24 protein-coding genes and 1 tRNA gene are annotated in these 24,471 nt (G+C 70.9%); 8 read left to right on the plus strand and 17 right to left on the minus strand.

All coding sequences use genetic code 11. The annotated features are described in order from the left end of the window. Positions 1 to 9 precede the first annotated feature (9 nt). Genes eccCa through AC3EN4_RS02270 form a run of 3 tightly spaced genes read left to right on the plus strand, consistent with a single transcriptional unit; the run spans position 10 to position 5,275 of the window. A complete protein-coding gene (eccCa, locus tag AC3EN4_RS02260; protein ID WP_435204285.1) occupies positions 10 to 3,966 on the plus strand; it encodes a type VII secretion protein EccCa in 3,957 nt (1,318 codons plus the stop codon). Continuing rightward, positions 3,966 to 4,325, plus strand: a complete 360-nt coding sequence (locus AC3EN4_RS02265) for a hypothetical protein (RefSeq protein ID WP_435204286.1) — start codon at positions 3,966 to 3,968, stop codon at positions 4,323 to 4,325. The genes eccCa and AC3EN4_RS02265 overlap by 1 nt, the downstream gene beginning before the upstream one ends. Continuing rightward, complete coding sequence (locus AC3EN4_RS02270) at positions 4,310 to 5,275, plus strand: DUF6177 family protein (RefSeq protein ID WP_435204287.1); 966 nt, start codon at positions 4,310 to 4,312, stop codon at positions 5,273 to 5,275. The genes AC3EN4_RS02265 and AC3EN4_RS02270 overlap by 16 nt, the downstream gene beginning before the upstream one ends. Positions 5,276 to 5,283: 8 nt before the next feature. On the opposite strand, the gene AC3EN4_RS02275 is transcribed toward AC3EN4_RS02270, so the two are convergent. The 9 genes from AC3EN4_RS02275 to AC3EN4_RS02315 all read right to left on the minus strand — a co-directional run bounded on the left by AC3EN4_RS02275 (position 5,284) and on the right by AC3EN4_RS02315 (position 12,332). Beyond that, on the minus strand, positions 5,284 to 5,634 hold the full coding sequence (locus AC3EN4_RS02275; protein WP_435204288.1) for a hypothetical protein: 351 nt from the start codon (positions 5,632 to 5,634) through the stop codon (positions 5,284 to 5,286). Positions 5,635 to 5,681: 47 nt separating this feature from the next. Further along, positions 5,682 to 5,978: a hypothetical protein gene (locus tag AC3EN4_RS02280; protein WP_435204289.1), complete on the minus strand. Its 297-nt coding sequence runs from the start codon at positions 5,976 to 5,978 to the stop codon at positions 5,682 to 5,684. Positions 5,979 to 5,994: 16 nt separating this feature from the next. Next, the gene (locus AC3EN4_RS02285) at positions 5,995 to 6,690 is read right to left on the minus strand and encodes a hypothetical protein (protein WP_435204290.1); all 696 of its coding nucleotides are present in this window, start codon (positions 6,688 to 6,690) and stop codon (positions 5,995 to 5,997) included. A 222-nt stretch (positions 6,691 to 6,912) separates the two neighbouring features. Next, entirely contained in the window at positions 6,913 to 7,521 is a 609-nt protein-coding gene (locus AC3EN4_RS02290; RefSeq protein WP_435204291.1) for a hypothetical protein, read from the minus strand. Between the two features lie 80 nt (positions 7,522 to 7,601). Then, entirely contained in the window at positions 7,602 to 9,965 is a 2,364-nt protein-coding gene (locus AC3EN4_RS02295) for a hypothetical protein (protein WP_435204292.1), read from the minus strand. Positions 9,966 to 10,000: 35 nt separating this feature from the next. Continuing rightward, positions 10,001 to 10,360: a DUF6507 family protein gene (locus tag AC3EN4_RS02300; protein ID WP_435204293.1), complete on the minus strand. Its 360-nt coding sequence runs from the start codon at positions 10,358 to 10,360 to the stop codon at positions 10,001 to 10,003. A gap of 38 nt (positions 10,361 to 10,398) precedes the next feature. Next, on the minus strand, positions 10,399 to 10,701 hold the full coding sequence (locus AC3EN4_RS02305; RefSeq protein ID WP_422737902.1) for a pore-forming ESAT-6 family protein: 303 nt from the start codon (positions 10,699 to 10,701) through the stop codon (positions 10,399 to 10,401). Positions 10,702 to 10,718: 17 nt separating this feature from the next. Then, positions 10,719 to 11,054, minus strand: coding sequence for a hypothetical protein (locus AC3EN4_RS02310; RefSeq protein ID WP_422737901.1), 336 nt, complete (start codon positions 11,052 to 11,054; stop codon positions 10,719 to 10,721). A 129-nt stretch (positions 11,055 to 11,183) separates the two neighbouring features. Continuing rightward, on the minus strand, positions 11,184 to 12,332 hold the full coding sequence (locus AC3EN4_RS02315; protein ID WP_435204294.1) for an MFS transporter: 1,149 nt from the start codon (positions 12,330 to 12,332) through the stop codon (positions 11,184 to 11,186). 695 nt (positions 12,333 to 13,027) lie between these two features. Here AC3EN4_RS02315 and AC3EN4_RS02320 point away from each other — a divergent pair. The 3 genes from AC3EN4_RS02320 to AC3EN4_RS02330 all read left to right on the plus strand — a co-directional run bounded on the left by AC3EN4_RS02320 (position 13,028) and on the right by AC3EN4_RS02330 (position 14,192). Continuing rightward, positions 13,028 to 13,258, plus strand: a complete 231-nt coding sequence (locus AC3EN4_RS02320) for a helix-turn-helix domain-containing protein (RefSeq protein WP_435204295.1) — start codon at positions 13,028 to 13,030, stop codon at positions 13,256 to 13,258. Positions 13,259 to 13,422: 164 nt separating this feature from the next. After that, a complete protein-coding gene (locus AC3EN4_RS02325; RefSeq protein ID WP_435204296.1) occupies positions 13,423 to 13,974 on the plus strand; it encodes an HAD domain-containing protein in 552 nt (183 codons plus the stop codon). Positions 13,975 to 14,030: 56 nt separating this feature from the next. Continuing rightward, positions 14,031 to 14,192, plus strand: coding sequence for a hypothetical protein (locus AC3EN4_RS02330; protein WP_488179800.1), 162 nt, complete (start codon positions 14,031 to 14,033; stop codon positions 14,190 to 14,192). A 20-nt stretch (positions 14,193 to 14,212) separates the two neighbouring features. On the opposite strand, the gene AC3EN4_RS02335 is transcribed toward AC3EN4_RS02330, so the two are convergent. Beyond that, positions 14,213 to 14,286, minus strand: a tRNA-Thr gene (locus AC3EN4_RS02335). A gap of 144 nt (positions 14,287 to 14,430) precedes the next feature. On the opposite strand from AC3EN4_RS02335, the gene AC3EN4_RS02340 reads away from it, so the two are divergent. After that, positions 14,431 to 16,167, plus strand: coding sequence for a metallophosphoesterase family protein (locus AC3EN4_RS02340; protein WP_435204298.1), 1,737 nt, complete (start codon positions 14,431 to 14,433; stop codon positions 16,165 to 16,167). Positions 16,168 to 16,296: 129 nt separating this feature from the next. On the opposite strand, the gene AC3EN4_RS02345 is transcribed toward AC3EN4_RS02340, so the two are convergent. From AC3EN4_RS02345 to tmk, 6 genes are all read right to left on the minus strand, one after another. Further along, the gene (locus tag AC3EN4_RS02345; RefSeq protein ID WP_422737898.1) at positions 16,297 to 17,136 is read right to left on the minus strand and encodes a PSP1 domain-containing protein; all 840 of its coding nucleotides are present in this window, start codon (positions 17,134 to 17,136) and stop codon (positions 16,297 to 16,299) included. Between the two features lie 353 nt (positions 17,137 to 17,489). Beyond that, positions 17,490 to 18,170 (minus strand): hypothetical protein, encoded by a 681-nt coding sequence (locus AC3EN4_RS02350; RefSeq protein WP_422737897.1) that lies wholly within the window; start codon positions 18,168 to 18,170, stop codon positions 17,490 to 17,492. Then, complete coding sequence (locus tag AC3EN4_RS02355; RefSeq protein ID WP_355049258.1) at positions 18,170 to 18,475, minus strand: hypothetical protein; 306 nt, start codon at positions 18,473 to 18,475, stop codon at positions 18,170 to 18,172. The genes AC3EN4_RS02350 and AC3EN4_RS02355 overlap by 1 nt, the downstream gene beginning before the upstream one ends. Position 18,476: 1 nt before the next feature. Beyond that, complete coding sequence (locus AC3EN4_RS02360; protein WP_355049259.1) at positions 18,477 to 18,806, minus strand: YbaB/EbfC family nucleoid-associated protein; 330 nt, start codon at positions 18,804 to 18,806, stop codon at positions 18,477 to 18,479. 122 nt (positions 18,807 to 18,928) lie between these two features. Then, the gene (locus AC3EN4_RS02365; RefSeq protein ID WP_435204299.1) at positions 18,929 to 20,170 is read right to left on the minus strand and encodes a DNA polymerase III subunit delta'; all 1,242 of its coding nucleotides are present in this window, start codon (positions 20,168 to 20,170) and stop codon (positions 18,929 to 18,931) included. Then, a complete protein-coding gene (gene tmk / locus AC3EN4_RS02370; RefSeq protein ID WP_435204390.1) occupies positions 20,170 to 22,260 on the minus strand; it encodes a dTMP kinase in 2,091 nt (696 codons plus the stop codon). Before tmk ends, AC3EN4_RS02365 begins: the two co-directional genes overlap by 1 nt. Before the next feature lie 317 nt (positions 22,261 to 22,577). Between tmk and AC3EN4_RS02375 the strand changes: the two genes are divergently transcribed. Continuing rightward, positions 22,578 to 23,783 (plus strand): amino acid deaminase/aldolase, encoded by a 1,206-nt coding sequence (locus tag AC3EN4_RS02375; protein ID WP_435204300.1) that lies wholly within the window; start codon positions 22,578 to 22,580, stop codon positions 23,781 to 23,783. Between the two features lie 18 nt (positions 23,784 to 23,801). Here AC3EN4_RS02375 and AC3EN4_RS02380 read toward each other — a convergent pair whose 3' ends face one another. Next, the gene (locus AC3EN4_RS02380) at positions 23,802 to 24,392 is read right to left on the minus strand and encodes a TetR/AcrR family transcriptional regulator (protein ID WP_422740896.1); all 591 of its coding nucleotides are present in this window, start codon (positions 24,390 to 24,392) and stop codon (positions 23,802 to 23,804) included. Positions 24,393 to 24,471: the final 79 nt, after the last annotated feature.

A 24,471-nucleotide genomic window follows, 5' to 3' on the forward strand; every position in this document is an offset into this window, starting at 1 on the left:
GAGGACCGTATGTCGACGCGCATGGTGCACCGCCCCGCCCGGATGGCCCGCCCGATGGCCGCGATGGACCCCCTCGTGCTGGACCCGCCGCCACAACTGCCGGACGGCAAGTCGGCGATGGGGCTCCAGGCGCTGCTGCCGATGGCCGGCGCGGGGGTGGCCATGAGCATGATGATGTTCCTGCGTGGCTCCGGATTCGCGGCGCTCGGCGCGGTGGTCATGGTGGCGGCGCTGGGCGCCGCCGGCGCGATGTACCTCACCCAGTTGGGCAAGGCCGGCCGACAGCGCCGCGCGCAGCGCGAGCGCTACCAGGACTACCTGGAGGAACTGCGGGACCAACTACGCGAGACCGAGCAGCGTCTGCGTGACGAGGCGACGGTCCTCGACCCGCCGGTGAACCGGCTGCTCGACGTGATCCGCAGCCCGGCCCGGCTGTGGGAGCGCCGCCGCGCCGACATCGACTTCCTGCACGTACGCCTCGGTGTGGGCGCGCTGCCGGTACGGCCGATCGAGCTGCGCGAGCAGAGCACGCCCACCAATCCGCTCGATCCGTTCATGCGGCACGAGGCGCGCTCACTGATCCGCCGCTTCGCGTTGACACCGGGGCTGCCCCTGCGGGCGAACCTCGACAGCGCCGGGGACGTCAGCGTGATCGCGCCGAACCACGCCGAGGCGGTCGCCCTGGCCCGGGCGATCCTCGTACAGGTCGCGACGTTCCACGCGCCGGACGACGTGACGCTCGCGATCATCACCACCCCGGAGCGGGCCCGGGACTGGCGGTGGGCGCGGTGGCTGCCACACCTGCTCGACCGGACCTCGATCGGTCCGTCCGGCCCGAACCCGCTGCTGGTCACCACTGCGCAGGCGCTCGTCGAACTGCTCCGCGACGACCTGGAGGAGCGGGCCACCAGCGCGCTCAAGTCGTTCCGCCACGGCGCCGGGCGCGCCGAGGTGAAGGCCCGGCCGCGCCTGCTGGTCATTGACGACGCGCACGGCGAACTGGCCCGCGTGCTGGCCAGCCCCGACCCGACGGTCGGCCTGGCCAGCCTCGGCGTCACCGTGGTGCACCTGCTCGCCGACCGGCTGCACGAGCCCGGCGACGTCTCCCGCCGGATCACCGTCCACGGCGACTCGGTCACCCTGGAAGACCTCAGCGCGTCCCCGGCGGTGACCGTGCGGGGCACCCTCGACGAGGCACCGGGCCCGCTCGTGGAGGGACTGGCCCGCAGCATCGCGCCGCTGCGACTCTCCGCCGACTCCTACGACGACGGCACCGGCACCCCACCGGCCGACTTCCGGGAGCTGCTGGGCCTGTCCGACCCCACCGACCTGGACCTGGCCAGCCTCTGGCGGCCGCGCGGCGAGCGGGACTTCCTCCGCGTCCCGATCGGGGTCGATCCCGCGGGGCGTCCGGTGCTGCTCGACCTGAAGGAGCCCGCACAGCTCGGCATGGGGCCGCACGGACTGTGCGTCGGCGCCACCGGCTCGGGCAAGAGCGAACTGCTGCGTACCCTCGTGCTCGCTTTGGCGGCGAGCCACCCGCCGGCGCGGATGGCGATGGTCCTCGTGGACTACAAGGGCGGTGCCACCTTCGCGCCGTTCGGCGAGCTGCCGCATCTGGCCGGGCTGATCACGAACCTGGCCGCCGACGCGGCGCTCGTGGAGCGGATGTACACGAGCCTCGACGGCGAGGTGCAGCGTCGCCAACAGGTACTCGCCGACGCGGGCAAACTCACCGACATCACCGAATACCACCTGCTCCGCGCCCAGGGCGAGCACGCCCACCTGCCCCCACTGCCACACCTCCTCGTGCTCATCGACGAGTTCGGTGAACTGCTCGCCGCCAAGGCGGAGTTCATCGACCTGTTCCTGCGGATCGGTCGGATCGGCCGATCCATCGGCGTGCACCTGCTGCTGTCCAGCCAGCGCGTCGAGCAGGGCAAGATGCGCGGCCTGGAGAACTACCTCGCCTACCGGATCGCCCTGCGTACGCTCACCGAGATCGAGTCGCGCACCGTCCTCGACGAAGTCGACGCGTTCCACCTGCCGCCGCTGCCCGGAAACGGCTACCTCAAGGTCGACGTGTCGATCTACCAGCAGTTCAAGGCCGCCTACGTGTCCGGCCCGCTCGATGACGGCGCGGATGACGAACTCGCCCCGATCGTCGGGCCGCTAGCGAAGCCGATGCCGGTGTTCGCCACCGCGCCCGCCGACGCCGCCGGGAGCGCGCCCGACGAGCCGACGGCGACCCGGCGCACCACCGGGCCGACGCTGCTGTCCACGGTGGTCGGTCAATTGGCGGCGGGCGGCGAGCGCGTCCCGGCGATCTGGCTCCCACCGCTGCCCTCTCTACTCACCCTCGACGAGGTGGCCGGCGGGGTGGTCACCACACCCGACGGCGTACGCCTGCGGACCGACTGGCGCTCCGACGGCGGATTGCCGGTGCCACTGGGACGACTCGACGACCCGGCCCGCCAGTGGCAGGGCCCCTGGGTGGTGAACCTCGCCGGGAGCGGCGGCAACCTGCTCGTCCTGGGCGGGCCCGGCAGCGGCAAAACGACGGCGCTGCGGACCCTCGCGCTCGGCCTGGCCACCACCCACCGCCCCACCGACGTCGGGATCTACGGCATCGACCTGCTGGGCAACGGCCTGTCCGGGCTCGCCGAACTGCCCCACGTCGGCGGCGTCGCCGGCCGCGAGGACCGGGAACGGGTACGCCGTGTCGTCGACGAGGTCCACGCCATGCTCACCCGGCGGCAACGCCTCTTCACCCGGCACCAGTTCGACTCGGTCGAGGACCTGCGCAACGCCGACGAAAGCGTACGCAGCGAGATCGGCTGCGTCGACGTGGTGCTGCTGATCGACGGGTACGGGCAGCTCAACGCGGAGTTCGAAAGCCTGGAGGCCAAGGTGCACAGCCTGCTCGCCCGGGGCGGTCGCTACGGCATCCACGTCATCGGCACGGCCCGACGATGGAACGAGGTGCGCGCCGCGCAGCAGGTCGCCTTCGCCAATCGCGTCGAGCTACGGCTCACCGAACCCGCCGAGTCCAGCATCGACGGCCGGCAGGCCCGCGCCGTACCACCGGATCAGCCCGGTCGCGCGCTGACCGGCGCGAAGCTCTTCGCGCAGGTGGCGCTACCCCGCCTGGACGGGGTTCCGGACCCGGCGGTCGCCGGTCTGGTCGCGGCCGCCCGCTCGGTACGGGACGCCTGGACGGGACCACTGCCGCCACCGGTACGGGTCCTGCCCGCCGTGCTTCCCGTAGCCGACCTCGCCGGCACCCCCTCCGGTCACGGGGTGATCCCCTTCGGCCGCTACGAACACGACTTCTCCCCCGCCGTACTCGACCTCTTCGGCCGCGACCAACACCTCCTCGTGCTCGGTGACCCCCGGACGGGAAAGACGAACCTGCTGCGCCTGGTCGCCGAGGAGCTGATGGGGCAGTACGACTCCGAGGAACTGGTCTTCGCCGTGTTCGACCCGCGCCGCGCCCTCGCCGGCGTGGTGCCCGACGCCTACTGCGGCGGGTACGCCCCGAACCCGGCCCTCGCCCAGCAACTGTCCCGGGCAGTCACCGACGAGCTGGCGAAACGGCAGTCGCCCGAGGCGGCGCGTACCCGGATCGTGCTGCTCATCGACGACTACGACATCCTGGCCGCGTCGGCCACGCAGCCGCTCGGCGCGCTGGTGCCGCACGTGGCGGCCGGGCGCGATACCGGGCTGCACGTCGTGCTGGCCCGCCGGGTGGCCGGTGCCTCCCGCGGCCTGTTCGAGCCGTTCCCACTGGCCGTACGGGAAGCCGGCTGCCTCAGCCTGCTCATGTCCGGCGACCGGACGGAGGGCCAACTCTTCTCCGGCGTACGGCCGATGGTCCTGCCGACCGGGCGCGCGCAGCTGATCCGCCCCGGCGACGGTCCCCGGATGGTGCAGACCGCGTTCACCGGTGAGACGAAGGAGCACTGATGACGTTCGACACGGTGGCGTTGTGTCGCGCCGAACCCGATCCGGCCGCGATGCTCGGCGCCCTGCTCGCGGCCGGCGCCGAACTGAAGATGGACACCGTCGAGGCGGCCGGGCTGGTGCAACTGTTCGACCCCGTCGACGGGCGACTGCTGCTGAGCGTCGAGGCCGCACGCCTGGTCCGGGTGCCCGGCGAGGCACGGCGGCTGCTCGACCTCGCCGACGCCGACGACGTACCCGAGCCGGTGTGGTGGGTGGAGAGCCGCGCGCCGGGCGCGGACCCGCAGGCCGCAGACGTCGCCCGCCGCTTCACCGCCGCGCTGGTCGAGATCACGGGAGGGCTGACATGGACGGGCCGATGACCGGCGCGACCGACACGATCACCGACCGGGCGGTCGTCCTGCACCAGGACCGCGCGGTGGTCGGTCTGGCACCGTGGCTCGCGCAGGCCGCCGTCGACGCGGTACGCGACAAACTGCTGCTCCAGGTCGTCACGCCGGCCGACGGCGTCATCACGTACCCGTTCGAGACGATGCTCGCCCAGGCGCAGGGCCAGTGGGTGGTGCGGGCGGGCGAGGAGTACCGCGACGGGCTCACCGGGCTGCCGCTGCGCTGGGACGGTCACCGCTTCACCCGGTCGGACGCCACGCCGCCCGAAGGATCCCTGCCCACCGGCACGCCGTGGACGGGCGGCCTGGAGATCCAGATCGTCACCGTGCACCCCGCCACCGAGGCACTGCGACTGGGCGCCGGTGCCGAAGCCGCCGTCCGCGCCCTCACCGGCAGCGATCCGATCGGGTGGGGTGTCGCGGAGCCGGCCACCGAACCGTGGTCACGCCACGAACTCACCGCGTTCTGTCGAACGCGCGCGCCATCGCCCACCAGCCTGACCATCGTCGGCGGCGAGGGCGAGTCGGCGACGCTCGGCGTCCTGACGGTCCAGCGGGTCGAGGTCGGCGTCCGCGAACAGCTCCGGCTGGCCGGCCCGCCCCTGTCGGTCGTCGACGCGGCGACGCTCGAAGGGCTCGCCGAGAAGTTGGCGGGTACCGCCCGCAGCATGATCGTGACCGTGCATCCGGGCCGGTCCGGCGGGCTGCGGTCGAGCACGCCGAGCATGCCGGCGTTGCCGTGGGGGATCCTGGTCGGCCATCACGAGCGTCCCGTCGAGTCCGAGCCGGAGGTGGTCGTGGGTCGCGCCTTCGGGCGGGGCGCCCGACGGGCGTGGTGGTACCGACTGGACGGCGGTCCGGGTGCGCCGTACGAGACGCTGGGGGCGGTGCTGCGCCGCTACGGCCTGAACGTCCCCCGCTGATCGGCGGCTCAGTCGACTGACTCGAGGATCTCCTGAAGGCCCCTGACCAGGTAGATGGGTCGGTGGCCCAGCCTCTCCAACGCAACGAACATCTTCCGCCCGGCCGGTTCGTCCAACTGGCCGCGGTGGAAGTCCCGGACGGTCAACACGTGCGGCATGTCCTCGAACGGGATTCCCGCGTCGTCCTCCAACTCGTGGCCCACTGTGAAGTCGAGCGCCAGATCCTCCGTCCGGCCGAGGTAATCGGCGTAGGGCTTGTCGGACGGCTGGAACGGGACACCCAAGGCTGAGCTCACCTGATCGGCCACCCGGTCGCGGTCGTCGGTGGACCCAAAATAGACCTGCACGTAGTTCGGCATCGGTGCCCTGCCCGCCAATCTGGCCTGCTCCGCGAGCGGTGCCGGCTCTAGGCTCCTCCGCGCGCGTAGTCCTCGATCGTAATGTCGCCGTACTCGTCCCCGCCGATCTCGCGATAGCCCGCGATCTCCTCGAAGTCCTCGTCGTCGCTGAACTTGACGACCAGTTCGGAGCCGGCGGTGTCGGCGAGGAACGTCCAGATCGCCTGCGTGAGCTGCGGATCTTCGGAGGCCAGGTGGTCGCCGATGGAGAATCCGACGACTGTCCCACTCGGCTCCCTCAGCCGCTTACCAGGCCCGATCATCAACTGGCGCGACGGACACACCAGATAGCTCGAAACACTCACGAGCCCTCCAAGGTAATCAGATCGGCTCGGGTTGGCGGTCGATGAACGAGCTCGCGCTCTCCGCCTCGGCGCGGGTCTTCTCGTGGAGGCCCGGATCGTTCACCAGGCGGTCGAAGTAGCCCTTCTCCTCCGAAGCGCTGAGATCCAAAATCGCCGGGATGGTGATGGTCGTCAGGCGCCACTGGAGACGAGGCGTGGCCTCCTTGAGCAGATCAACCACCCTGGCTCGTTCCGCATCGTCTAGGTGATCGGGCCTCACCCGACGAAACCAACGGACCAGGCTCTCCGCCGCTCCCTGCAGGATGAAGAAGACCCATGACCGGCCAACGCTGTCGACCACCTCGCCCGGTGGCGTCGTCCAGGTGACGTCGAAGACGCCCTCCGGGTCCAGGTATGCCTCGGCCCAGTCGCGCACCCGTTCGGGCGTGACGTCGGCGAGGGTCGGCATCGACTGCTTGAGCCGTGCGTACAGGATGAACCAGTAGTCGTCGAAGAACGCCTTCGGAAGCCCCCAGTCGGTTTCGTCGCCGTATCGGTCCCGGACGTCCACCAGGTAGGCGAGGCAGGTTTCCAACGCCGACAGGGCCTCGACCCGGTGCACCGGGTCGGGCGGCAGCTCGCGCGCCGCCTTGCCACGTTCGACGGGATCTGCCAGCCGCCACGGAGCTGGCACGGCGGCCAGCATTTCGGCGGCAACCCAGGGACCGGTCACAGGAAATCAACTCCGTAGAGCACCAAGCTGTCTCGCTCAACTATCCGCGACGTAGCTTTCGATTGGGGCCCCATCCTCAGCCCAACGATGATGGCTGAGCAGTTTGCCCTGGTCGTCGAACTCGAGGCGGGCGGCGAGGTTGCCATTACGTGCCACTCCTGGTGGACGCCGACAGCGTCAACGGTTGACGATGCTGTCTGTCTTGAGAGAGCAGCGATGGATCTAGGTTCGCGTGCGCTCGCTGTCGATGAGCCACCGCTTGCTTGCCGCCTCGGAACGCGTCTTCTCGTGCAGGTCCGGATCATTCGCCAACTGGTCGAAATAGCCACGCTCGTCCGGCCCACCGAGACTCAGAATCACCGGAATGGTCTCAATCGTGTGACGCCACGGCAGCCGCCGAGTGGCCGCCTTGAGGAGGTCGAGTGCCCTGGCCCGCTCCACGACATCCAAATGATCCCGTGCAACCCACCCGAGCCAACGGAGCAGATCCTCGGTCAAATCATTGACGATGAAGGTCGTCCACATCTGCCCGACCGCCTCGATGAGCTCATCCGGCGGCTCGGTCCACGTGGCTTCGAGAATCTCCGCCACGTCGCCCTCCTGCAGCCAGTCACGCACGTTCGTACGCGTCACGTCGGCGAGGGTCGGCAGCCGCCGCTTGAGCCGGGGCTGCAGCAGGAACCAGTCGTCGTTCAAGAACGCCTCAGGCAGCCCCCAGGTCGGCTCCTCACCGTAACGAGCGGCGGAGTTCACCTGGAAAGCCAGACACGCTTCCAGGGCCGTGAGCGCCAGCGCCCGCCACTCAGGATCGGGCGGCAGGTTCCTAATCATGAGGTCACCTGGACCTGGATCCGCCACCTGCCACGAGGGCGGCAGGCTGGCCATCAGTTCGGGCGGTACCAAAGAATCGCTCACAGGAATTCAACTCCATAGGGCCTGAGGAGGTCGCGTGCCGCCGCGAGGTTCGGTAGATGTTCGTCGAACCAAGCCCCCGCCTGGCCCCGCTTCATCGGGTGCGCTGGATCCGCCGCCGCCTGCTGCGCCGCATCACGCAGTTGGCGCAGCTGATCCGGAGTCAACGTGCGCCCGCCGATGTGGAGCGGCACCCCTGCACGCGCAAGCCGGTCGATCGCGTACCGCTTTGGCTCAGGGTTGGTCATGCTGAACAGGCCCTTCAACCCCTCGTCGGTCCCGACCCGGTAACCCACTGCCCGCCCTGCGGGATCTGCCGCCTGCCAGTCAAGCATCCGGCGCAACTGATCGGGGTTCTCACTGATCTTATTGGCCACCGTCTGCGCGGTGGCCTTGACCTCGTCCAAATGCACCTTGCCGTCCCTGGTCTGGTACACCAGATCCGACTCGGGGACGTCACCGGTACGAACCACCGTACCGGTGCCGAAGTCGACAGTCTCATTCTTGACGCTGATACCGATCTTCGAGCCAGGCATCAGGTCGGGGCTGTTGAGAACGTCGTTCGCGGCACGTAGCTCAGCGGCCGCTCCCACCGCGGCGGAACGGTCGCCACCCAACTGATCCATCATGTCGCGCAGGACCTGGGCCTGCCGATCCGCACTGCCTGCCAGTCGCCCGGAATCCTGCAGGTCGACGAAGTCCCGTACGGCGCGGTTGGCCACACCGTCCGGCAGATCGGTACGGGCGAGCAACTCCAACGCCCGGGCCCGCGCTGCCGGATTGAGCCGTTCGGCCTGATCAACGAAGCGCTGCTGCTCATCCGGCGTGAGATCCCGCCCGCGATCGGGGTTCCCCCCACCCGGCGGGTTGCCGTCAGGCACATTGCCATCCGGCGCGTTACCGCCGGGCCCGTTGCCGTCCGGCACGTTGCCACCAGGTCCGTTGCCGTCCGGCAGATTGCCACCAGGCCCGTTGCCATCGGGGAGGTTGCCGCCGGGCGTGTTGCCGTCCGGGAGGTTGCCGCCCGGAGTGTTGCCGTCCGGGATGTGCCCACCGGGCGTGTTCCCGTCCGGGATGTGCCCACCGGGCGTCAGGTCACCCGGGACGTGGCCGCCCGGTGTGTTCCCGCCAGGCAGGTGGCCGCCCGGGCCGTTGCCGCCGTCCATGTGCATCGCGTCGCCACCGCGAACGGTGGGCATCTCGACATCGAAGCCACGCCCGATCGGCACATCGCCGGCGATCGCCGGAACCAACCCGAGCTGCGGAATCTTGATGTCGAACTTCCTGGCGAAGTTGATCGCCACCTCGCTGACGGTGGGCAGCTTGTCGAGCCAGTTACCGGTACGCACCAGCGCGGCGCTGACCCGCGCGGCGGTGGCGCTGCCTCGGATGGTGTTGACCGCCGCGCCCGCTCCGCGCAACCCGGAGGCCGCACCCTTGGTGCCCACGACCGCCGAGACGATGTTGAAGGTGGCCATTCCGGCCGCCTTCGACTTGTCCTCGCCCCAGGTGTCGTACGCGATGATGGTCTTGCCCGCGTTGAGCAGGAGGTTTCCGGCCTCGCGCTGCTCCATGAACGGCATGCCGACCGTCTGGTCGATCACGATCGTCACCGGGTTGATGTAGATCGAGACCGCCCACACGAACTTGCCGAGCCCCAGCCATGACTGGCCGGCGGTGCCCCAGCTCCACTCACCGGTGGTGGGATCCCGGCCGATCAGCGAGCCCAGGTCCCCGAGCATGGTCATGAAGCTTTCGCCGACGCCGACGAAGAACGCCCCCACGTCACCGAGGAAGCCACGGTCGTGCTCCTCGTTGCTGCCCCAGGGCAGGGCGCCGTCCTCGCCGGCAGCGGCGTTGAGCGTGTCGGCGGTGAAGCCGTACTCGCCATCTTCGGCCTGGCCGTCGGCGTTGTCGGCCCGGTACTGGCGGCCGCCGTACAGTGCGTTGATGGTGTTGGCGCACTTGCGCTGCGCCTCGAAGAACGCGGCCACCTGCGTGTTCACGGCGGTGATCAGGCCGTTGTGCTTGTCGACCTTGCCCTGGTCCTCGCGCCAGTCCTCGTCGTCCTTGATGGAGCCGACGAACTGCTCCGCCTGGACCTTGAGCGCGGCGAGCTGCGCCTTGATGTCCCTGACCTCGGTGGCGTACGTGGTCAGCGCGGCTCCGACGGCCTGGATGTCCTCGCCTACCGAGGCCGACACCGTACGCACCGGACCGGTGGCGGCGAAGAGCTGCGTCGCCTCCGGCGCCTTGTACACCGCCGCCAGCCCCTGCCAGGTGCTGTCGACCGCCTGGCCGGTGTTGGCGAAGTCCACGCCGGCGGTCTTGACCGTCTGGGCGTGAGTGGCGAGCGCGTCCATGTTGCCGGGGATCTGCGGGATCTCCCCCGGGTTGATCATCGCGGCACCGCCTGTCGACCCGGCCCCGGCATCGTGGCCGACGGGTCGGGCGCCGCCGCCGCGCTTCGCTGCGCGTTCGCGGCCATTTCCAGGTCACCCTCGACGTAGGCGTTCGTCGCCTGCGCCGCCGCTTGCATGCACGCCCCCGTGCGAGTGAACACGAACTCGAGATCCGTCCGAATCGACTCCACGAAGCCCTGAAGCGCCTGGCCCACGATCTCCGAACTGGACTCGGCGGCAGATCCCTCCAACGCCGAGTTCAAGCTCTTCATCTGCCCCTCGAAAGGGGTGGCGGCGGCATGGGTACGAGTCAGGACGTCGCGCACTCCACCGGGGGAGATATCCCACGCGCTCACGCTCGTGCTCCCTCGTCAACAACTCGTCGGATACCGACTCAACCGATCGACTGCACCGCCGAGCGGGCACGGGACAACGTGGTGTTCGCCGTCTCGTCGTTCTTCGTCATGGTGGTCTTGACCAGGTCGATGATCGTGCGGACCTCGCCCGCCGCCCGGTTCCACCTGTCCTCGACGGTGCGGTACTCCTCGGACACCCCGTCGGCCTGGAAGTCGGCCATCGCCGCCGCGACGTCGGAGCTGCGCTGCGAGATCACTGCCTCGAGGCGGGCGATGATGCCGGCGAGGTCACCCTGCACCTGCTGCGACGTGCCGGTGTCGAAGCTGCGTCGGTCTGTCATGACTGTCACTCCCCGTGTCAGCGGCTGCTGGAGAACCTGGCGGCGTCGAAGTTCGCGGTGCCCTCGGACGACCGGGCATTGTCCGACATCTCGGTATCGCCCTGACCGAAGGCGGAGTCCATTCCACTCTGGCCGCCCAGAATCGCGCCCAGGGCAGAGTTGAGTTCGGCGGTGATCGAATCGGCGTTGGCCTTGAACGAATCGAAGGCCACCCGTCCGGCACCGTTGAAGTTGCCCTGCAACGGCTCGGCCGCAGCGATCAACTGCTTGATCAGAGAACCGAGATCATCGGAGGAACTCTGCGTCTGCTTGGTCAAGCTGCCGAGCGTCTGCGCCCCCATGTCGAACTTCATGCCAGTCCTCCCGTGCACCCCGATCCAACGTCCAGCATCTATGCTACGAGACCCGCGCTACATCGCTACAGGTGAATTTCGTGCAGACCGATAGCTGCGGGCCTGTCGCCACCGGATCGGAGTGCCACGTCACTGCTGCGGCTCGGTGAGGAACGCGCCGAGGGCCAACGCCACCAGAGGAATCAGACAGAGGATCGTGAACACGCCCTGGGGTCCCCAGGCTTCCGCCGCCACACCGAGGACGGGCGCGAGGAGGCCGCCGATGCTCACGGCGAGCCCGAGGGTCACGCCCGCGGCAGTGCCGGGCCGCGTGGGCAGATAGTCCTGGCCCAGCTTGACCAGCACGGCGAACGGGATGTTCAGGGCGATGCCGGCCAGCACGGCGAAGAGGAGCGGCAGGTACTCCCCGGGCGTGAGACGCAGGCCGATGAGGGCCGGGATGGTGAGGATCGCGCCCAACTGCACCGTGCGGACCATCCCGACGCGGTCGGCGATCCGACCCCCCAGCAGCGTCCCGGCCACCCCGCCGACCAGGAAGCACGCCAGCGCCGCGCCGGCGAGGCTCTTGCCCGCGCCCAGATGGCGTATCCAGAACAACTCGATGAAGGTGATCGCGCCGAAGAAGGCGACCGACCTGACGGTCTCGATGCAGGTCAGCACCAGGAAGGGGACCCAGCGGTCCCGGCCGTCGTGCGGGACGCTGTGTGCCGCCGTCCGCCGCAGCCGATTCCGGTACAGCAGGAAACCCATGAGCACGGCCGGCGGGATGAAGAGCGCGGTCGCTCCGACGCCCATCGCGATCAGTGCGGGGGTGGCCAGGACCGGTGCCAGGAAGAATCCGACGCTGCCCCCAGCGGCGAAGATGCTCATCGCGGTGGCGCTGTCGCCCGCCGCCACCCGAGCCGACTTTCCCGCGGCCGGATGGAACATCGCCACGCCGATCCCCGACACGCAGAGCAGAAGCCAGACCGCCACATAACTGTGTGCCAGACCGGACAGACCGAGCCCGACTCCGGCGAGCGTCACTCCCGCCCCAGCCATCCACTCGAGCCGATAACGGTCGACGGCGACGCCGATGAATGGCTGCGGAATGGAGCTGCCCAGCGTCGCGGCGAGCGTGAGGCCGCCAGCGGCGACGTAGCTGTAATGGCGGTCCAGTACGAAATACGGAACGCAGGCCGGCACCAGCCCCTGGTAAAGGTCGTCGACCGCGTGGGCCGCGCCCCACAGGCGCATTCGCCGCCACGACGACGGCTGCCCATCCGCCTTCTCGACCAACGCCGGCGCTGGACCAGAGTTCGCCGAATCAGCTCGACCGCTCGTCCCCTGCACCATCAACTCTCCCGTCCCGAGGGCTGAAGGAAGAATCGCGCATCGTTCCAGTTGCCTGCTATCGATATCCTGCCGACTTATGTCGCCAAGCAGCCAAGATGTCGACGGCCCCGCGCGGGTGCCCCTGGCCGACCGCGACCGGATCGACTGGCACGACCACGAGCGCCACCAGCTCGTCTGCCCCCGCAATGGCGTGCTGGGAGTGTCGACTCCGACGGCAATGTGGACAGTGCCACCGGACCGGGCGGTGTGGGTTCCGGCGGGCGTCGCCCACGCGCATAGGGCGTACGGGCCCACCGACATGCGCGCCATCATGTTCGACCGCCCACTGAACCCGCTGGGCGTGGATCAACCCACCGCCCTGGCCGTCTCACCGCTCCTACGCGAGGTGATCGTCAGCCTCACCGAGGGCGAGGAGCTGACCGACGACGAACGGGACAACCTCGAACGCGTGGCTCTTGACCAGCTACGACGGGCGACCACGTTGCGCCTGCGGCTGCCGTACCCCGCCGACTCCCGGCTGCGGGACCTTGCCGAGATCCTGCTCGACGATCCCACCGACCGCCACCCTCGGCGAACTGGGCACGGCCGTGGGAGCCGGTGCGCGTACCCTCAGCAGGCTTTTCCGGGAACAGACCGGGATGTCGTTCCCGCACTGGCGGACGCAGCTGCGGTTGCACCACTCACTCAGGTTGATCGCCGAGGGCAAGTCGGTGACCACGACCGCCACGGCCAGCGGTTACAGCGGCCCCAGCGCATTCATCCAGGCTTTCCGGGCCTACTTCGGGATGACGCCGGGCGAGAATTGCCGCAGCCGACAGGGACTGGACACAAGGTCCTCCGTCGACCTACGCATTACGAGATCAAGATGAGCGATCGACCCGCCTGGGCACATGGCGGTCTAGCAGCCGAAACACCTCTCGACATCGCACACCACTCCCCGCGATCCGCCGACCTCTTGTGGACTGGATGAGGACTGCGCGCAGGCGCGTCAAATCCGGTTCGGCCCCTGCCGCCGTTCCTCTATCGTGCGGGCGTGGCCGGATTGAACGGTGAGGAAGCAGAGTCGGACCTGCCTCCCGGACGCCCTGTGTGGTTGCTGGACGTGGATGGCGTCATCAACGCGAACCGGCCAGGCTGGGGCGGGCCACCCAGGAAGAGCCAGGTCTGGTCGGACACCGACCAAGTGTCATACGTCGTCCGCTGGGCGCCCGCGCTGATCGACCGGATCCGGTCCCTCCGTGCTTCCGGCATCATGGACATCCGTTGGTGCACCACATGGTGCCTCGATGCGCGCCGGCTTGAGTACCTGTGGCACCTGCCCCCGCTGCCTCGGGCGATCACCGCTGATCCGATGCCACGGGGTCCTGCTTGTTGGCCATTGAAGCTTGCTGCGGCTCGCGCCGTGCTGGCTCAGGGTCGCAAACTTGTCTGGACTGACGATGAGGCACTGCCCCCGCCAGGCCCTCCACGTGATCAGTTGACCGCCGGTGGCCAAGCACTTCTGATCGCGCCCAACTCGAACCACGGCCTGCAACCCGACGACCTGGACCGGATCGAATCGTTCGTCGCAGCCTTGCGACCGTGACGTCCTCCGGTAGAGCGGATCTCCTCGTCGGGCAGTCGTGGACCGTCCAGCCTTCGATGACGCTGGACGTGTACGCCGGCCTCTTCGGTGACGACCTGGACGCGGTCGCCAACCGGCTGGATGAAGCGGTCGCCGCGCGGGATGCGGACTATTTGCGGACTGGCACGGCCGGCGGCGCTCTTGTCGACCATGGGAAACGCAGAAGCCCAGGCCGATGATGACCTGGGCTTCCGTACCGAGCCGCCTGACGGAATCGAACCGTCGACCTACGCATTACGAGTGCGTCGCTCTAGCCGACTGAGCTAAGGCGGCAACGATCAGCAAGTGTACGGCACCCCGCAGCCCCGGGCCGAGCGGGATACCCCCGACGCTCCCGACACCGCCAAACGGACAACCTCCGCCATCCGGCTAATTACCGGACAGCGCTGCACGGAGACCGGTACTACGCTGCGGCGGGTGACTGACGAACGCGACGATCACCAGGCACCGGCGGACGAACAACCCGACGGCGAGCCGGCTCCTCGCCGCCCACGCTCCACCGACCCGTTGGAACTGGGCTTCACCCCCCGCAAGCCGGTGCCCTGGCTGGCGCCGTTCCTGCTGATCAGCACCGGCATCCGGACGCTGCTGGCGATCCTCTTCGGCGCGTACCTCGACAAGCGCGAATTGCAGAACGCCTTCGGCGACGGCGTCTTCCGCCAGGCCGGGCCGGACGGTGGGCTCTGGCTCGACTACGTGGCCGACCTCGGCGACGGCTTCCACGCCACCTACTCCGTCGCGTACCTGCTCGCGCAGCCGGAGCTGACCGTGGACGGGCACCGGCTGCCCCGCGCGCAGACCCTGGTGATGGGTGGCGACCAGGTCTACCCGTCGGCGGCCTACGCGGAGTACGAGAACCGCTGCAAGGGCCCGTACCAGGCCGCACTGCCGGCGACGCCGCCCGACCGTCCCACGCTGTTCGCGGTGCCGGGAAACCATGACTGGTACGACGGCCTGACCGCTTTCCTGCGCCTGTTCGTCCGCTCCCGGGACCGTAACTTCGCCGGCTGGCGTACCGGACAGTCACGGTCGTACTTCGCCGTCGAGTTGCCGGCCGGCTGGTGGCTGCTGGGCGTGGACGACCAGTCCGGCTCGTACCTGGACGATCCGCAGTTGGCCTACTTCGACGAGGTGGCCCGGCGGCTCACCCCCGAGTCGAAGGTGATCATCGCTACGCCGTCGCCGACCTGGGTCAAGGCCGCCGACGAGCCGACGGCGTACGACTCGATCGACTACTTCGTGCGGACGATCATCGGCCCGACCGGGGCCCGGGTGCGGCTGCTGCTCTCCGGGGACCTGCACCATTACGCCCGTTACGCGGGTCCGGACCGGGAGTTGATCACCTGCGGCGGCGGCGGGGCGTACCTGTACCCCACCCACAAGCTGCCCGAGCGCATCGAGGTGCCGCCGCGCGACACGCTGGCCCGGCGGGCCAGCCGCACCCAGCCGTACGACCTGGTGGCGCGCTATCCGGACGCGGCCCGCTCACGCCGCTACGGCTGGGGCATCTTCGGTCGACTGCCGTTCCGCAACCCGGGCTTCGCCACCCTGCTCGGCACCCTGCATACCCTGCTGATGCTGGCCATGGCGGGCGCGACGGCGAACTGGGCGGACAGCACCAATCAGCGGCTGTTCAGCGTACCGCTGGTGTTGATGGTGCTCGTGACGGTGATCGCGGCGGTCCTGTTCGCCAAGCCGCCCAGCGCCAGCGGCAAGCGGCACGCGCGGCACTGGCTGCTCGGCGTCGGCCACGGTGTGGCCCATGTGGCCCTCGCTGCCGGCGGCACCTGGGTCTGGTTGGCGCTGCCGTTCTACTTCTGGCCGTGGCCGCTGCCGGCGGTCGCCGCGGTGGTGCTGTACGGCCCGGTCATCGGCCTGCTGGCCAGCCAACTGGTCGCGGCGTACCTGCTGGTGGCGGGTGCCTTCGGGGTGAACGTCAACGAACTCTTCGCCGGTCAGGGCATCGAGGATTCCAAGTCTTTCCTGCGGATCCGCATCGACCCGGACGGCACGCTGACCGTCTATCCGATCGGCGTCGACCGGGTCTCCCGCGACTGGCAGGTCAACCCCGACCAGTCCCCCACGGCAAGCTGGCTGACCCCCAAAACCCCCCTGACACCCCACCTAACGGAACCCCCGGTAGTCCTCACCTGACAGACCCACACCCCCGTCGATCATGAAGTTATTGCTCCGACACGCCGACAGCGATGGCAATAACTTCATGATCAACGGGGTCAGGCGGGGGGACCGGGGGGGACCGGGGGCCGGGGGGGGGACCGGGGGTTAGGGGGTGTAGTGCTGGTCGTGGGCTTGTCTCGGAGCACACACGGAGGCGCGGGAGCAGGAGCAGCGGGAGCCGTCCGCGTCGAGGCGTACGGTCACCGCGTCGCGGGGCACGCTGTGGCCGACCACCCGACCGCTGCCCTCGGGCGTCGTCACCCGGCTGCCGACGGCCGGCGCGGTCTCCTGGAAGCGCTGGTACAGCGGGTGTTCGTACTTGAGGCAGCACATCAGCCGACCGCAGGCTCCCGAGATGCGCAGCGGGTTGAGCGGCAGGTCCTGGTCCTTGGCCATCCGGATGGTCACCGGCTCGAAGTCGGTGAGGAACGTGGCGCAGCACAGGTCCCGACCGCACGAGCCGATACCGCCCTGGACCCGTGCCGAGTCGCGCGCGGAGAGCTGGCGCAGCTCGACCCGGCAGTGCAGGGTGGCGCCCAGGTCGCGGACCAGTGACCGGAAGTCCACCCGGTGCGGGGCGGTGAAGTAGACCGTGCTGCGCTCGCCGCCGCCGTCGGCGGAGCCGAGCACGTGGTCGACGGCCACCACCTTCATCGGCAGGCCGTGCGCGCGGATCAGCCGCTTCGCCGCCACCTTCGCCTCGGCCTTGCGGCGGCGCAGCGCCTCGTCACGGCGCAGGTCGTCGTCGCCGGCCAACCCCACCAGCCGGGGGAAGCCGTCGGTCTCCTCGCTCACCCACTGGGCGGCCCAGACGCACTCGGCCACCTCGGGGCCGTCGTCGGTCGGCACCAGCACCCGGTCGCCCACCTGCGGACGCAGGTCGCCCGGGTCGAGGTAGTAGAGGCGCCCGTACCGGTTGAAGCTGACCGCGCAGAGCATGCCCATCCCCCCACCCTACGACGGATCACCGCAAAGGACGTCGGGGCGATACCTCCAATGCCATTCATGACCGTCGACTCGACCGATTGCCGGGCCACCCGTCGTGCCGATGGTCCTCGCCCGGACGGTTGAATCCGCGCCCGGAGAGGGGACAAACGCCGCCGGGCGGCGTTGAGTGGAGGCAGACCTGCGGGGGGTGCAGGGGGAAGACCACGGCGTCGCCGTGGACGCCGAATCTGCTCTGGCGCCCACGAGCGACGCCGTGGCCGGTCCGCCGACGACACCAGGGCCGGCGGGCGAGCCGAGACCGCGACAACGCCGCGAACCAGCCTGGGGCCCTGGCCGCGAGCGGTCCGGAACTACCAGCCGACCCGGGTGTGCTGGTCGTAGCGGGGACGGCCCTGGATCGGCTGCCGCCAGGAGGACTCGGCCAGGCTCGGTGCCCACTGGCGCAGCAGGGTCTCGGCGCCGTCGTACGCGACGCAGAGCACCGCCAGCACCCGCGCGGCGATCTCGGCCGCGTCGGCGACGCCCGGCCCGACCGGGGTCAGGCGGTTCGGTGGACCGGCGGCGGTGGCGGCGACCACTGCCACCGCCTCGGCCGAGCGCAGCACGTCGGCGAGCGTCCGGGCGAGGGCGAGACGGCTGCCCTCCACCCAGTCGGCGAGCGCGTCCGCGTAACCGGCGGTGGACTCCATCCGCCCGACCAGGCTCTCCGGGCCTTCGTCCAGGTGGCGCAGCAACGCGGCACGCTCCTGCCCGTACGCCGAGGCGGCCGGCCCGGACCAGAGCACCGGGTCGGTGAGCGCGGCGCCCACGTCGTCGTACCCCCGGACCAGCCGGCGCACGGCGTGCCCGGCGCTGGCGAGCGGCGCCGGGTGCAGGTCGAGGAAGCCCCGGACGGCGTCCCCCGGCAGCACCTGCATCCGGCGGAGCAGGGGCCACACCCGATGGCCTTCGGGAACACCGGCCGCGAGCAACGCGTCCACCCGGCGCAGCAGGTCGAGGCCGGGTTCGGCGAGCCGGTCCAGTGGGTCCATCACGGCTCTCCGGTGATCCGGCGGCGGGCGGCGCGGTCAACCTCGGCGTACCGGTCGGCGGCCTCGCGGACCGCCGAGGCGGCGGCGGCGAGGCGGCCGGCGGCGGCTCGCGCCTCGCGGGCCCGGTCGTCGGTGGCGGCGGCCCACTGCCGGTGCAGGGCACGACCGATCTCGCCGGGGCGGCCCGGCGCGTCCGCGCCGAACGCGGCCTGGGCCGGATCGCTGGCGGTGACGGTGTGGGACAGGGTGGTGAGCGTGGCGCTCGCCTCGTCGAGCCGGGCGGAGAGCGCGCGCAGCGTGTCCATGTCAGGCCCCCGCGAGCGGTCGGTAGGCGGCGAACGTCTCGTTGTGCAGCTTCTCCCGGGCCCACTCGGCGGCGTCCGCCGCCGCGGTGACCGCAGCCTGCACCGAGCCGGCCACGTCGCGCGGGCTGCGGGCGTGCAACGGCCCCAGGAACCGCACGTCGGTGATACGCCCGGCTGCGGTGACCACCACCTCGACCAGGCCGTCCGGCGAGCGGACGGTGACCTCGACGGTCGACACGGCCTGGTCGAACTCGGCCTGCAACGACTCGATACGGCGGTAGCGCCGCACCGCCTCCTCGATCCAGGCCTCGTCGATCTCCCCCCGCGGCATCGGCGACTCCTCCCGGATGGGTCCTCACTGAGCGTGCCGTCACCGTCACCACGGCACACCGGACCGTACCGCACAGCAATCGCACGTGTCGATGGCTGTGGACAACCGGTGGGAGCTGCGGGTCAGCCCTTCCAGAGGGCGAGCATCATCGCCTCCACGGCAATGCGCGGCTTGACGTTCGCGTCGATCGCCGCCCGGCAGGCGAGCACGGCCTCCAGCCGGCGCAGCGACCCCTCGGCGTCCCACTTCTGGGCCCCGGCGCCGGCGAGCGCGGCGGTGTCGGTGTGCACCGGGTCGACCGGTGCGCGCAGCGCCATGGTGAGCGCGTCCCGGTAGAAGCCGGCCAGGTCGACGAGCGCCCGGTCCAGCGCGTCGCGCTGGGCGCGGGTGGCTCGCGACTTCTGCCGCTTCTCCAGCTCCTTGAGCTGACCGGCCGCACCCCGGATCGCGCCGGCCGCGCCCCGGCCGGTGCCGCCCGCGCCGAGCGCCGTCTCCAGCGCCGCCCGTTCGGCCGCGTCGGCCTCGGCGACCGACGCCTCGGCCTCCGCCTCGGCCGCCTCGATCAGCGCGGACGCCGCGTCGAACGCCGCGCCCACGCCGGTCAGCCGGCGCGGCACGGCGAGCACCGCCTCACGCCGCTTGCGGGCCTCCGGGTCGCGGGCCAGCCGGCGGGCCCGACCGACGTGCCCCTGCGCGGCCGCCGCCGCCCACTGCGCCACGTCGGGCGCGATGCCGTCCCGACGGACCAGCACCTCGGCCACCGCGGTGGCCGGCGGCTGCCGCAGGGGTACGACCCGACAGCGCGACCGGATGGTCACCGAGATGTCGTCCGGGTGGGTGGACGGGGCGCAGAGCAGGAAGACCGTCCGCGGTGGCGGCTCCTCGACGGCCTTGAGCAGCGCGTTGCCGGCCGCCTCGGTGAGCCGGTCGGCGTCCTCGATGACCACCACCTGCCAGCGCCCGCCGGACGGGGTGCTGGCCGCGCGCAGCACCAGCGCGCGCATCTCGCCGACGCCGATGGAGAGCCCTTCCGGCACCACCATCCGGACGTCGGCGTTGGTCCCGCCCATGGTGGTGTGGCAGCCGGGGCACTCGCCGCAACCGGTGCCGTACGCACACTGCAGGGCGGCGGCGAAGGCCCGCGCGGCGACCGAGCGACCGGAGCCGGGTGGCCCGGTGAAGATCCAGGCGTGGGTCATCCCGCCGGTCGGGTCGGGGGCGGGATCGGCCTCGCCGGCGGCGACGAGCGCGGGCGTCCGGTCGGACGCGGCGGCGCGCAGCACGGCCGCCGCCGCGGCGGCGGCCCGGCGCAGTTCGGTGACCGCCTCGTCCTGACCGACCAGGTCGGCGAAGACGTCCGGCATCAGGTCTTGTGCTCCATCGTCACCAGCTCCGCGTCGGATAACTCGGGCTGTACCGAGGTGTCCGGGCCCTGCGCCGGTCGGGGGTGCACGATGCCGCCGGGCTTGCCGAGCATCTCCTCGACGCGCCGGACCACCAGACCGGTGATCTCGTCGGCCGGCCGGGACGCGTCCAGCACCAGGTAACGCTTCGGGTCGGCGGCGGCGAGGTCGAGGAAGGCGTAGCGGACGCGCTCGTGGAAGGCGATCGACTCGGCCTCGAGCCGGTCGGCCTCCCCGCTGCGCGCGGCGACCCGGGACAGGCCGGTCCGCGGCTCGACGTCGAGCAGCACCACGAGGTCGGGCTTGAGGCCGCCGGTGGCCCAGGAGGAGAGCCAGGAGACCTCGTCGACCGGGAGCGTGCGCCCGGCACCCTGGTACGCGAGCGACGAGTCGACGTACCGGTCGCTGATCACCACGTCACCGCGGACCAGCGCGGGCCGGACCACGGAGGCCACGTGGTGCGCCCGGTCGGCGGCGTAGAGCAGCGCCTCGGCGCGGGGGGACGGCGCCTCGTCGCCGGACGTGTCCAGCACCAGCGACCGGATCCGCCGGCCGACGGCCGTCGCCCCCGGCTCACGGGTGACCAGCACATCGCGCCCGTCGGTGCGCAGCCGCTCGGCGAGCGCGGCGAGTTGGGTGGACTTGCCGGCGCCCTCGCCGCCCTCGAAGACCACGAACAGCCCGGCGGAGACGAACGGCTCGGCCGGCGTCAGCGGACGGCCCCGGATCGAACCCCAGAGGTCGGCGAGGACCGGGACGCCCTTCTTGTCGTCCATCTGGCCGAAGGCGCTGATCCCGGCGAAGATGCCGGCGGCGCCGGCCGCGAGCAGCAGCAGCCGCGTGGAGGACACGGAGATGCCGAGGTCGGCGATCTCCAGCTTGCGCGAGCCACCGACGCCGACCAACACGCTGCTCAGCCCGATGGCCAGGATCAGCACCAGTCGGGTGCCGATCTGCACCACCGCGAACACCCGGCCGCGTACCTCGTCGGCCACCTCCCCGCCCAGCAGCGTGGTGCCGGCCAGGAAGGCCATCCCTGCGCCGGCGCCGACCAGCACCGCGCCGACGATCGCCATGGACAGGTGGATGGCGAAGGCGAGGGTCATCACGGCGGCGCTGGCCAGCACGATGCTCATGCCGAACCAGCGACGCCGGGACATCTCCTTGACGACCATCGGGCCGAGCCCGATGCCGAGCGCCAGACCGACGAAGATCGCGCCGAACAGCAGCGAGAACGCGGCATCGCCGGCGCCCAGTGAGTTGGCGAAGAACTTGGCCGTGCCGACCACGATGCCGCCGCCGGCGAACGCGCCGAAGATGCCCAGCACCAGGCCGCGGACGAGCGGGGTCTGGCCGATGAACTTCCAGCCCTCGGAGAACTGCCGGAACATGCTCTGCTCGGAACGCCCCGCCTCGCCGCGCTGCGCGTCGCTGATCTCCTTGATCCCGAACGCCACCACCAACGCGGTGGCGAGCCGGGAGAAGGCGTTGAACCAGAGTGCGAGTTGAGCCGGTTCGGCCCAGTCGGGTAGGTCGCCGCCCACAGCGCCTCTGACACCACGGTCGAGCACGGCGAGGCCGATGGCCGCAGCCACCGGGGTGAGGCCGTACGTGGTGATCAACGTGAGCTGGTTGGCCGCCTCCAGGCGGGCCCGTGGGATCAGGTTGGGGACCGCGGCCTCCTTGGCCGGGATCCAGAGCAGGGTGAGCGACTCGATCAGGAAGGTGGCGATCAGCGCCCAGCCGACCACCAGGCCACCGGCGGCGCCGCTGAGGGCGTAGAGCGGGATGGAGGCGAAGAGCACGAAGCGCAGCAGGTCGCAGATGACCATCGTCCAGCGCCTGTCGAACCGGTCGGCGAAGACGCCGGCGACCGGGCCGAGCACCAGCGCGGGCAGCAGTCGGATCGCGGTGACCCCGCCGAACGCGGCACCCTGGGCGGTGCTGCCCTGCACCTGCGAGGCGGCGAACAGGGCGGTGGCCAGCAAGCCGAGCCAGTCGCCGAAGGAGGCCGCGCCGAGCACGATCCAGAGCCGGCGGAAGGGCCTGATCCGCAGTACCGAGCGGATCGCGGCGTAGCCGGACGCGTCGACCTGACCACCGCTGGACTGGTTGGCGGCGTTGCCCGACTGGTCACCCGCGCGCGACACGCCGGGCGACTCGCCGCTGTTCTGGCTTTCGATGGCCGTACCTCCACGTGCCGGCCCATCGCTGGGCACCCCCGGTGGAACACTCTAGACCCGGTGGGGGCCGCCCCACCGGCGACATTCTCCTGCTCGCTGAGCCTAGGCCGCCGAAGCCATCGACCGCAGCCCGGGACGTATGCGAGGGTATTTCGCATTCATCGTCGGACAGTTAGCGTGCACACGTGGCCATCGAAAGCGACAAACTGCGCGAGCGCCTGGACCGGGCGACCGCCCATCTCGACCCCCCGTACGCCGTGGTGGATCTCACCGCCTTCGACGCCAACGCGGCCGCCCTGGCCGACCGCGCCGCGGGCAAGCCGATCCGGCTGGCCAGCAAGTCGGTACGCAGCCGGGACCTGATCAGCCGGGCGCTCCGCCGAACCGGCTGGCAGGGCGTCATGGCGTTCACCCTGCCCGAGGCGATCTGGCTGGTCCGGGCCGGACTGAGCGACGACGTGCTGGTGGCGTACCCGAGCGCCGACCGGGCGGCGCTCGCCGAACTGGCGGGCGACCCGACGCTCGCCGCCGCGATCACCCTGATGATCGACGGCACCGGCCAGCTCGACTTCGTCGACGCCGTCCGCGCCCCGGGGCAGCGCGCTGAGCTACGGCTCTGTCTGGACCTGGACGCCTCCTGGCGACCGCTGCGTGGGGTGCACGTCGGCGTCCGCCGCTCGCCGGTGCACAGCGCCCGGGCGGCCGGCGCGCTCGCCGCCACCGTCGCCGGGCGCGCCGGCTTCCGGCTGGTGGGGCTCATGTCGTACGAGGCGCAGATCGCCGGCCTGGGCGACGCGCCGCCCGGGCGGGCGCTGCTGGCCGGCGCGATCAGGCTGGCCCAGCGCGGCTCCTACCGCGAGCTGCTGGCCCGCCGGGGCGCGGCGGTGGCGGCGGTACGGGAGCACGCCGACCTGGAGTTTGTCAACGGCGGCGGCACCGGCAGCGTGGCCGCGACCAGCGCCGATCCCGCGGTCACCGAGGTCACCGCGGGATCGGGCCTGTACGGGCCGACGCTGTTCGACGCGTACCGCGCCTGGCGGCCCACCCCGGCGGCGTTCTTCGCCTGCGCGGTGGTCCGCCGGCCGACGCCGGAGTTGGCGACCGTGCTCGGCGGCGGCTGGATCGCCTCCGGCCAGGCCGCCGACAGCCGACTGCCCCGACCGTGGCTGCCGGCCGGCCTGAAGCTGGTCGGCACCGAGGGCGCCGGCGAGGTGCAGACCCCGCTCTCCGGCGCGGCGGCGGCCACCCTGCGCGTCGGCGACCGGGTGTGGTTCCGGCACGCCAAGGCGGGCGAGCTGTGCGAACGGGTCAACGAACTGCACCTGGTCGAGGGGGACACGGTCGTCGCGACCGTGCCCACCTACCGCGGCGAGGGCCACGCGTTCCTGTAGCTCACGCGCACCGCCAGGTCAGGCGGACTGGGTGGCCTCGGCGCGCTGCTCGCTCTGGCACCCGTCGACCTGGCGGTGCAGGTACTCCCGGATCAGCGCCTTCGCCTCGAGCAGGACCCGCTCGTCGCCGTCCGACTTGCGCCGGAACGCGAGCTTGATCAACGCGTCGGCGGCCTCCACGGCAATCTCCAGGACGAAGCGCAGTTTCGGCACGTCGGTCAGCCCGAAACGCTCGGTGAGCACCCGGGCCAACTGGTCGGCGATGACGCCGTTGTTGTCCCGCTGCTCGTCAAGCAGGTGCAGGTCGACCACGTCGCCGAAGTGCAGGGTACGGAAACCGGGGACGGTGCGGTGCATCGTGATGTACTCGTCGATCCCCGCGTCGACGCCGTCCCACCAGTGGGTCATCTCGTCGGAGGCGAAGCGCTCGTCGAGCCGTTGCAGGTAGGACTCCATCGTGCGCAGGGTCAACGCCTGCACGATCGCCCGCTTGTCCGGGAAGAACTGGTAGACCGACCCGATCGCCACTTCGGCGCGCTCGGCGAGCAGGGTCGTGGTCAGCCCCTCGTACCCCACCTCGTCGACGAGTTCGGCGCAGGCGTCCAACATGCGCTGTACCCGCGCGACACTTCGACCCTGCACCGGTACGCGGCGCAGCGGCCCGGTCGTGGCGGCTGGTGTGGACACT

The sequence above is a fragment of the Micromonospora sp. bgisy143 genome (assembly GCF_057708145.1).

Coding starts and splice junctions, on each gene's coding strand:
- eccCa (WP_435204285.1), top strand. CDS start 10: ATGTCGACGCGCATGGTGCACCGCCCCGCCCGGATGGCCCGCCCGATG.
- AC3EN4_RS02265 (WP_435204286.1), top strand. CDS start 3,966: ATGACGTTCGACACGGTGGCGTTGTGTCGCGCCGAACCCGATCCGGCC.
- AC3EN4_RS02270 (WP_435204287.1), top strand. CDS start 4,310: ATGGACGGGCCGATGACCGGCGCGACCGACACGATCACCGACCGGGCG.
- AC3EN4_RS02275 (WP_435204288.1), bottom strand. CDS start 5,634: ATGCCGAACTACGTGCAGGTCTATTTTGGGTCCACCGACGACCGCGAC.
- AC3EN4_RS02290 (WP_435204291.1), bottom strand. CDS start 7,521: ATGATTAGGAACCTGCCGCCCGATCCTGAGTGGCGGGCGCTGGCGCTC.
- AC3EN4_RS02295 (WP_435204292.1), bottom strand. CDS start 9,965: ATGGACGCGCTCGCCACTCACGCCCAGACGGTCAAGACCGCCGGCGTG.
- AC3EN4_RS02305 (WP_422737902.1), bottom strand. CDS start 10,701: ATGACAGACCGACGCAGCTTCGACACCGGCACGTCGCAGCAGGTGCAG.
- AC3EN4_RS02310 (WP_422737901.1), bottom strand. CDS start 11,054: ATGAAGTTCGACATGGGGGCGCAGACGCTCGGCAGCTTGACCAAGCAG.
- AC3EN4_RS02320 (WP_435204295.1), top strand. CDS start 13,028: ATGTCGTTCCCGCACTGGCGGACGCAGCTGCGGTTGCACCACTCACTC.
- AC3EN4_RS02330 (WP_488179800.1), top strand. CDS start 14,031: ATGACGCTGGACGTGTACGCCGGCCTCTTCGGTGACGACCTGGACGCG.
- AC3EN4_RS02345 (WP_422737898.1), bottom strand. CDS start 17,136: ATGGGCATGCTCTGCGCGGTCAGCTTCAACCGGTACGGGCGCCTCTAC.
- AC3EN4_RS02350 (WP_422737897.1), bottom strand. CDS start 18,170: ATGGACCCACTGGACCGGCTCGCCGAACCCGGCCTCGACCTGCTGCGC.
- AC3EN4_RS02355 (WP_355049258.1), bottom strand. CDS start 18,475: ATGGACACGCTGCGCGCGCTCTCCGCCCGGCTCGACGAGGCGAGCGCC.
- AC3EN4_RS02360 (WP_355049259.1), bottom strand. CDS start 18,806: ATGCCGCGGGGGGAGATCGACGAGGCCTGGATCGAGGAGGCGGTGCGG.
- AC3EN4_RS02365 (WP_435204299.1), bottom strand. CDS start 20,170: ATGCCGGACGTCTTCGCCGACCTGGTCGGTCAGGACGAGGCGGTCACC.
- AC3EN4_RS02380 (WP_422740896.1), bottom strand. CDS start 24,392: ATGTTGGACGCCTGCGCCGAACTCGTCGACGAGGTGGGGTACGAGGGG.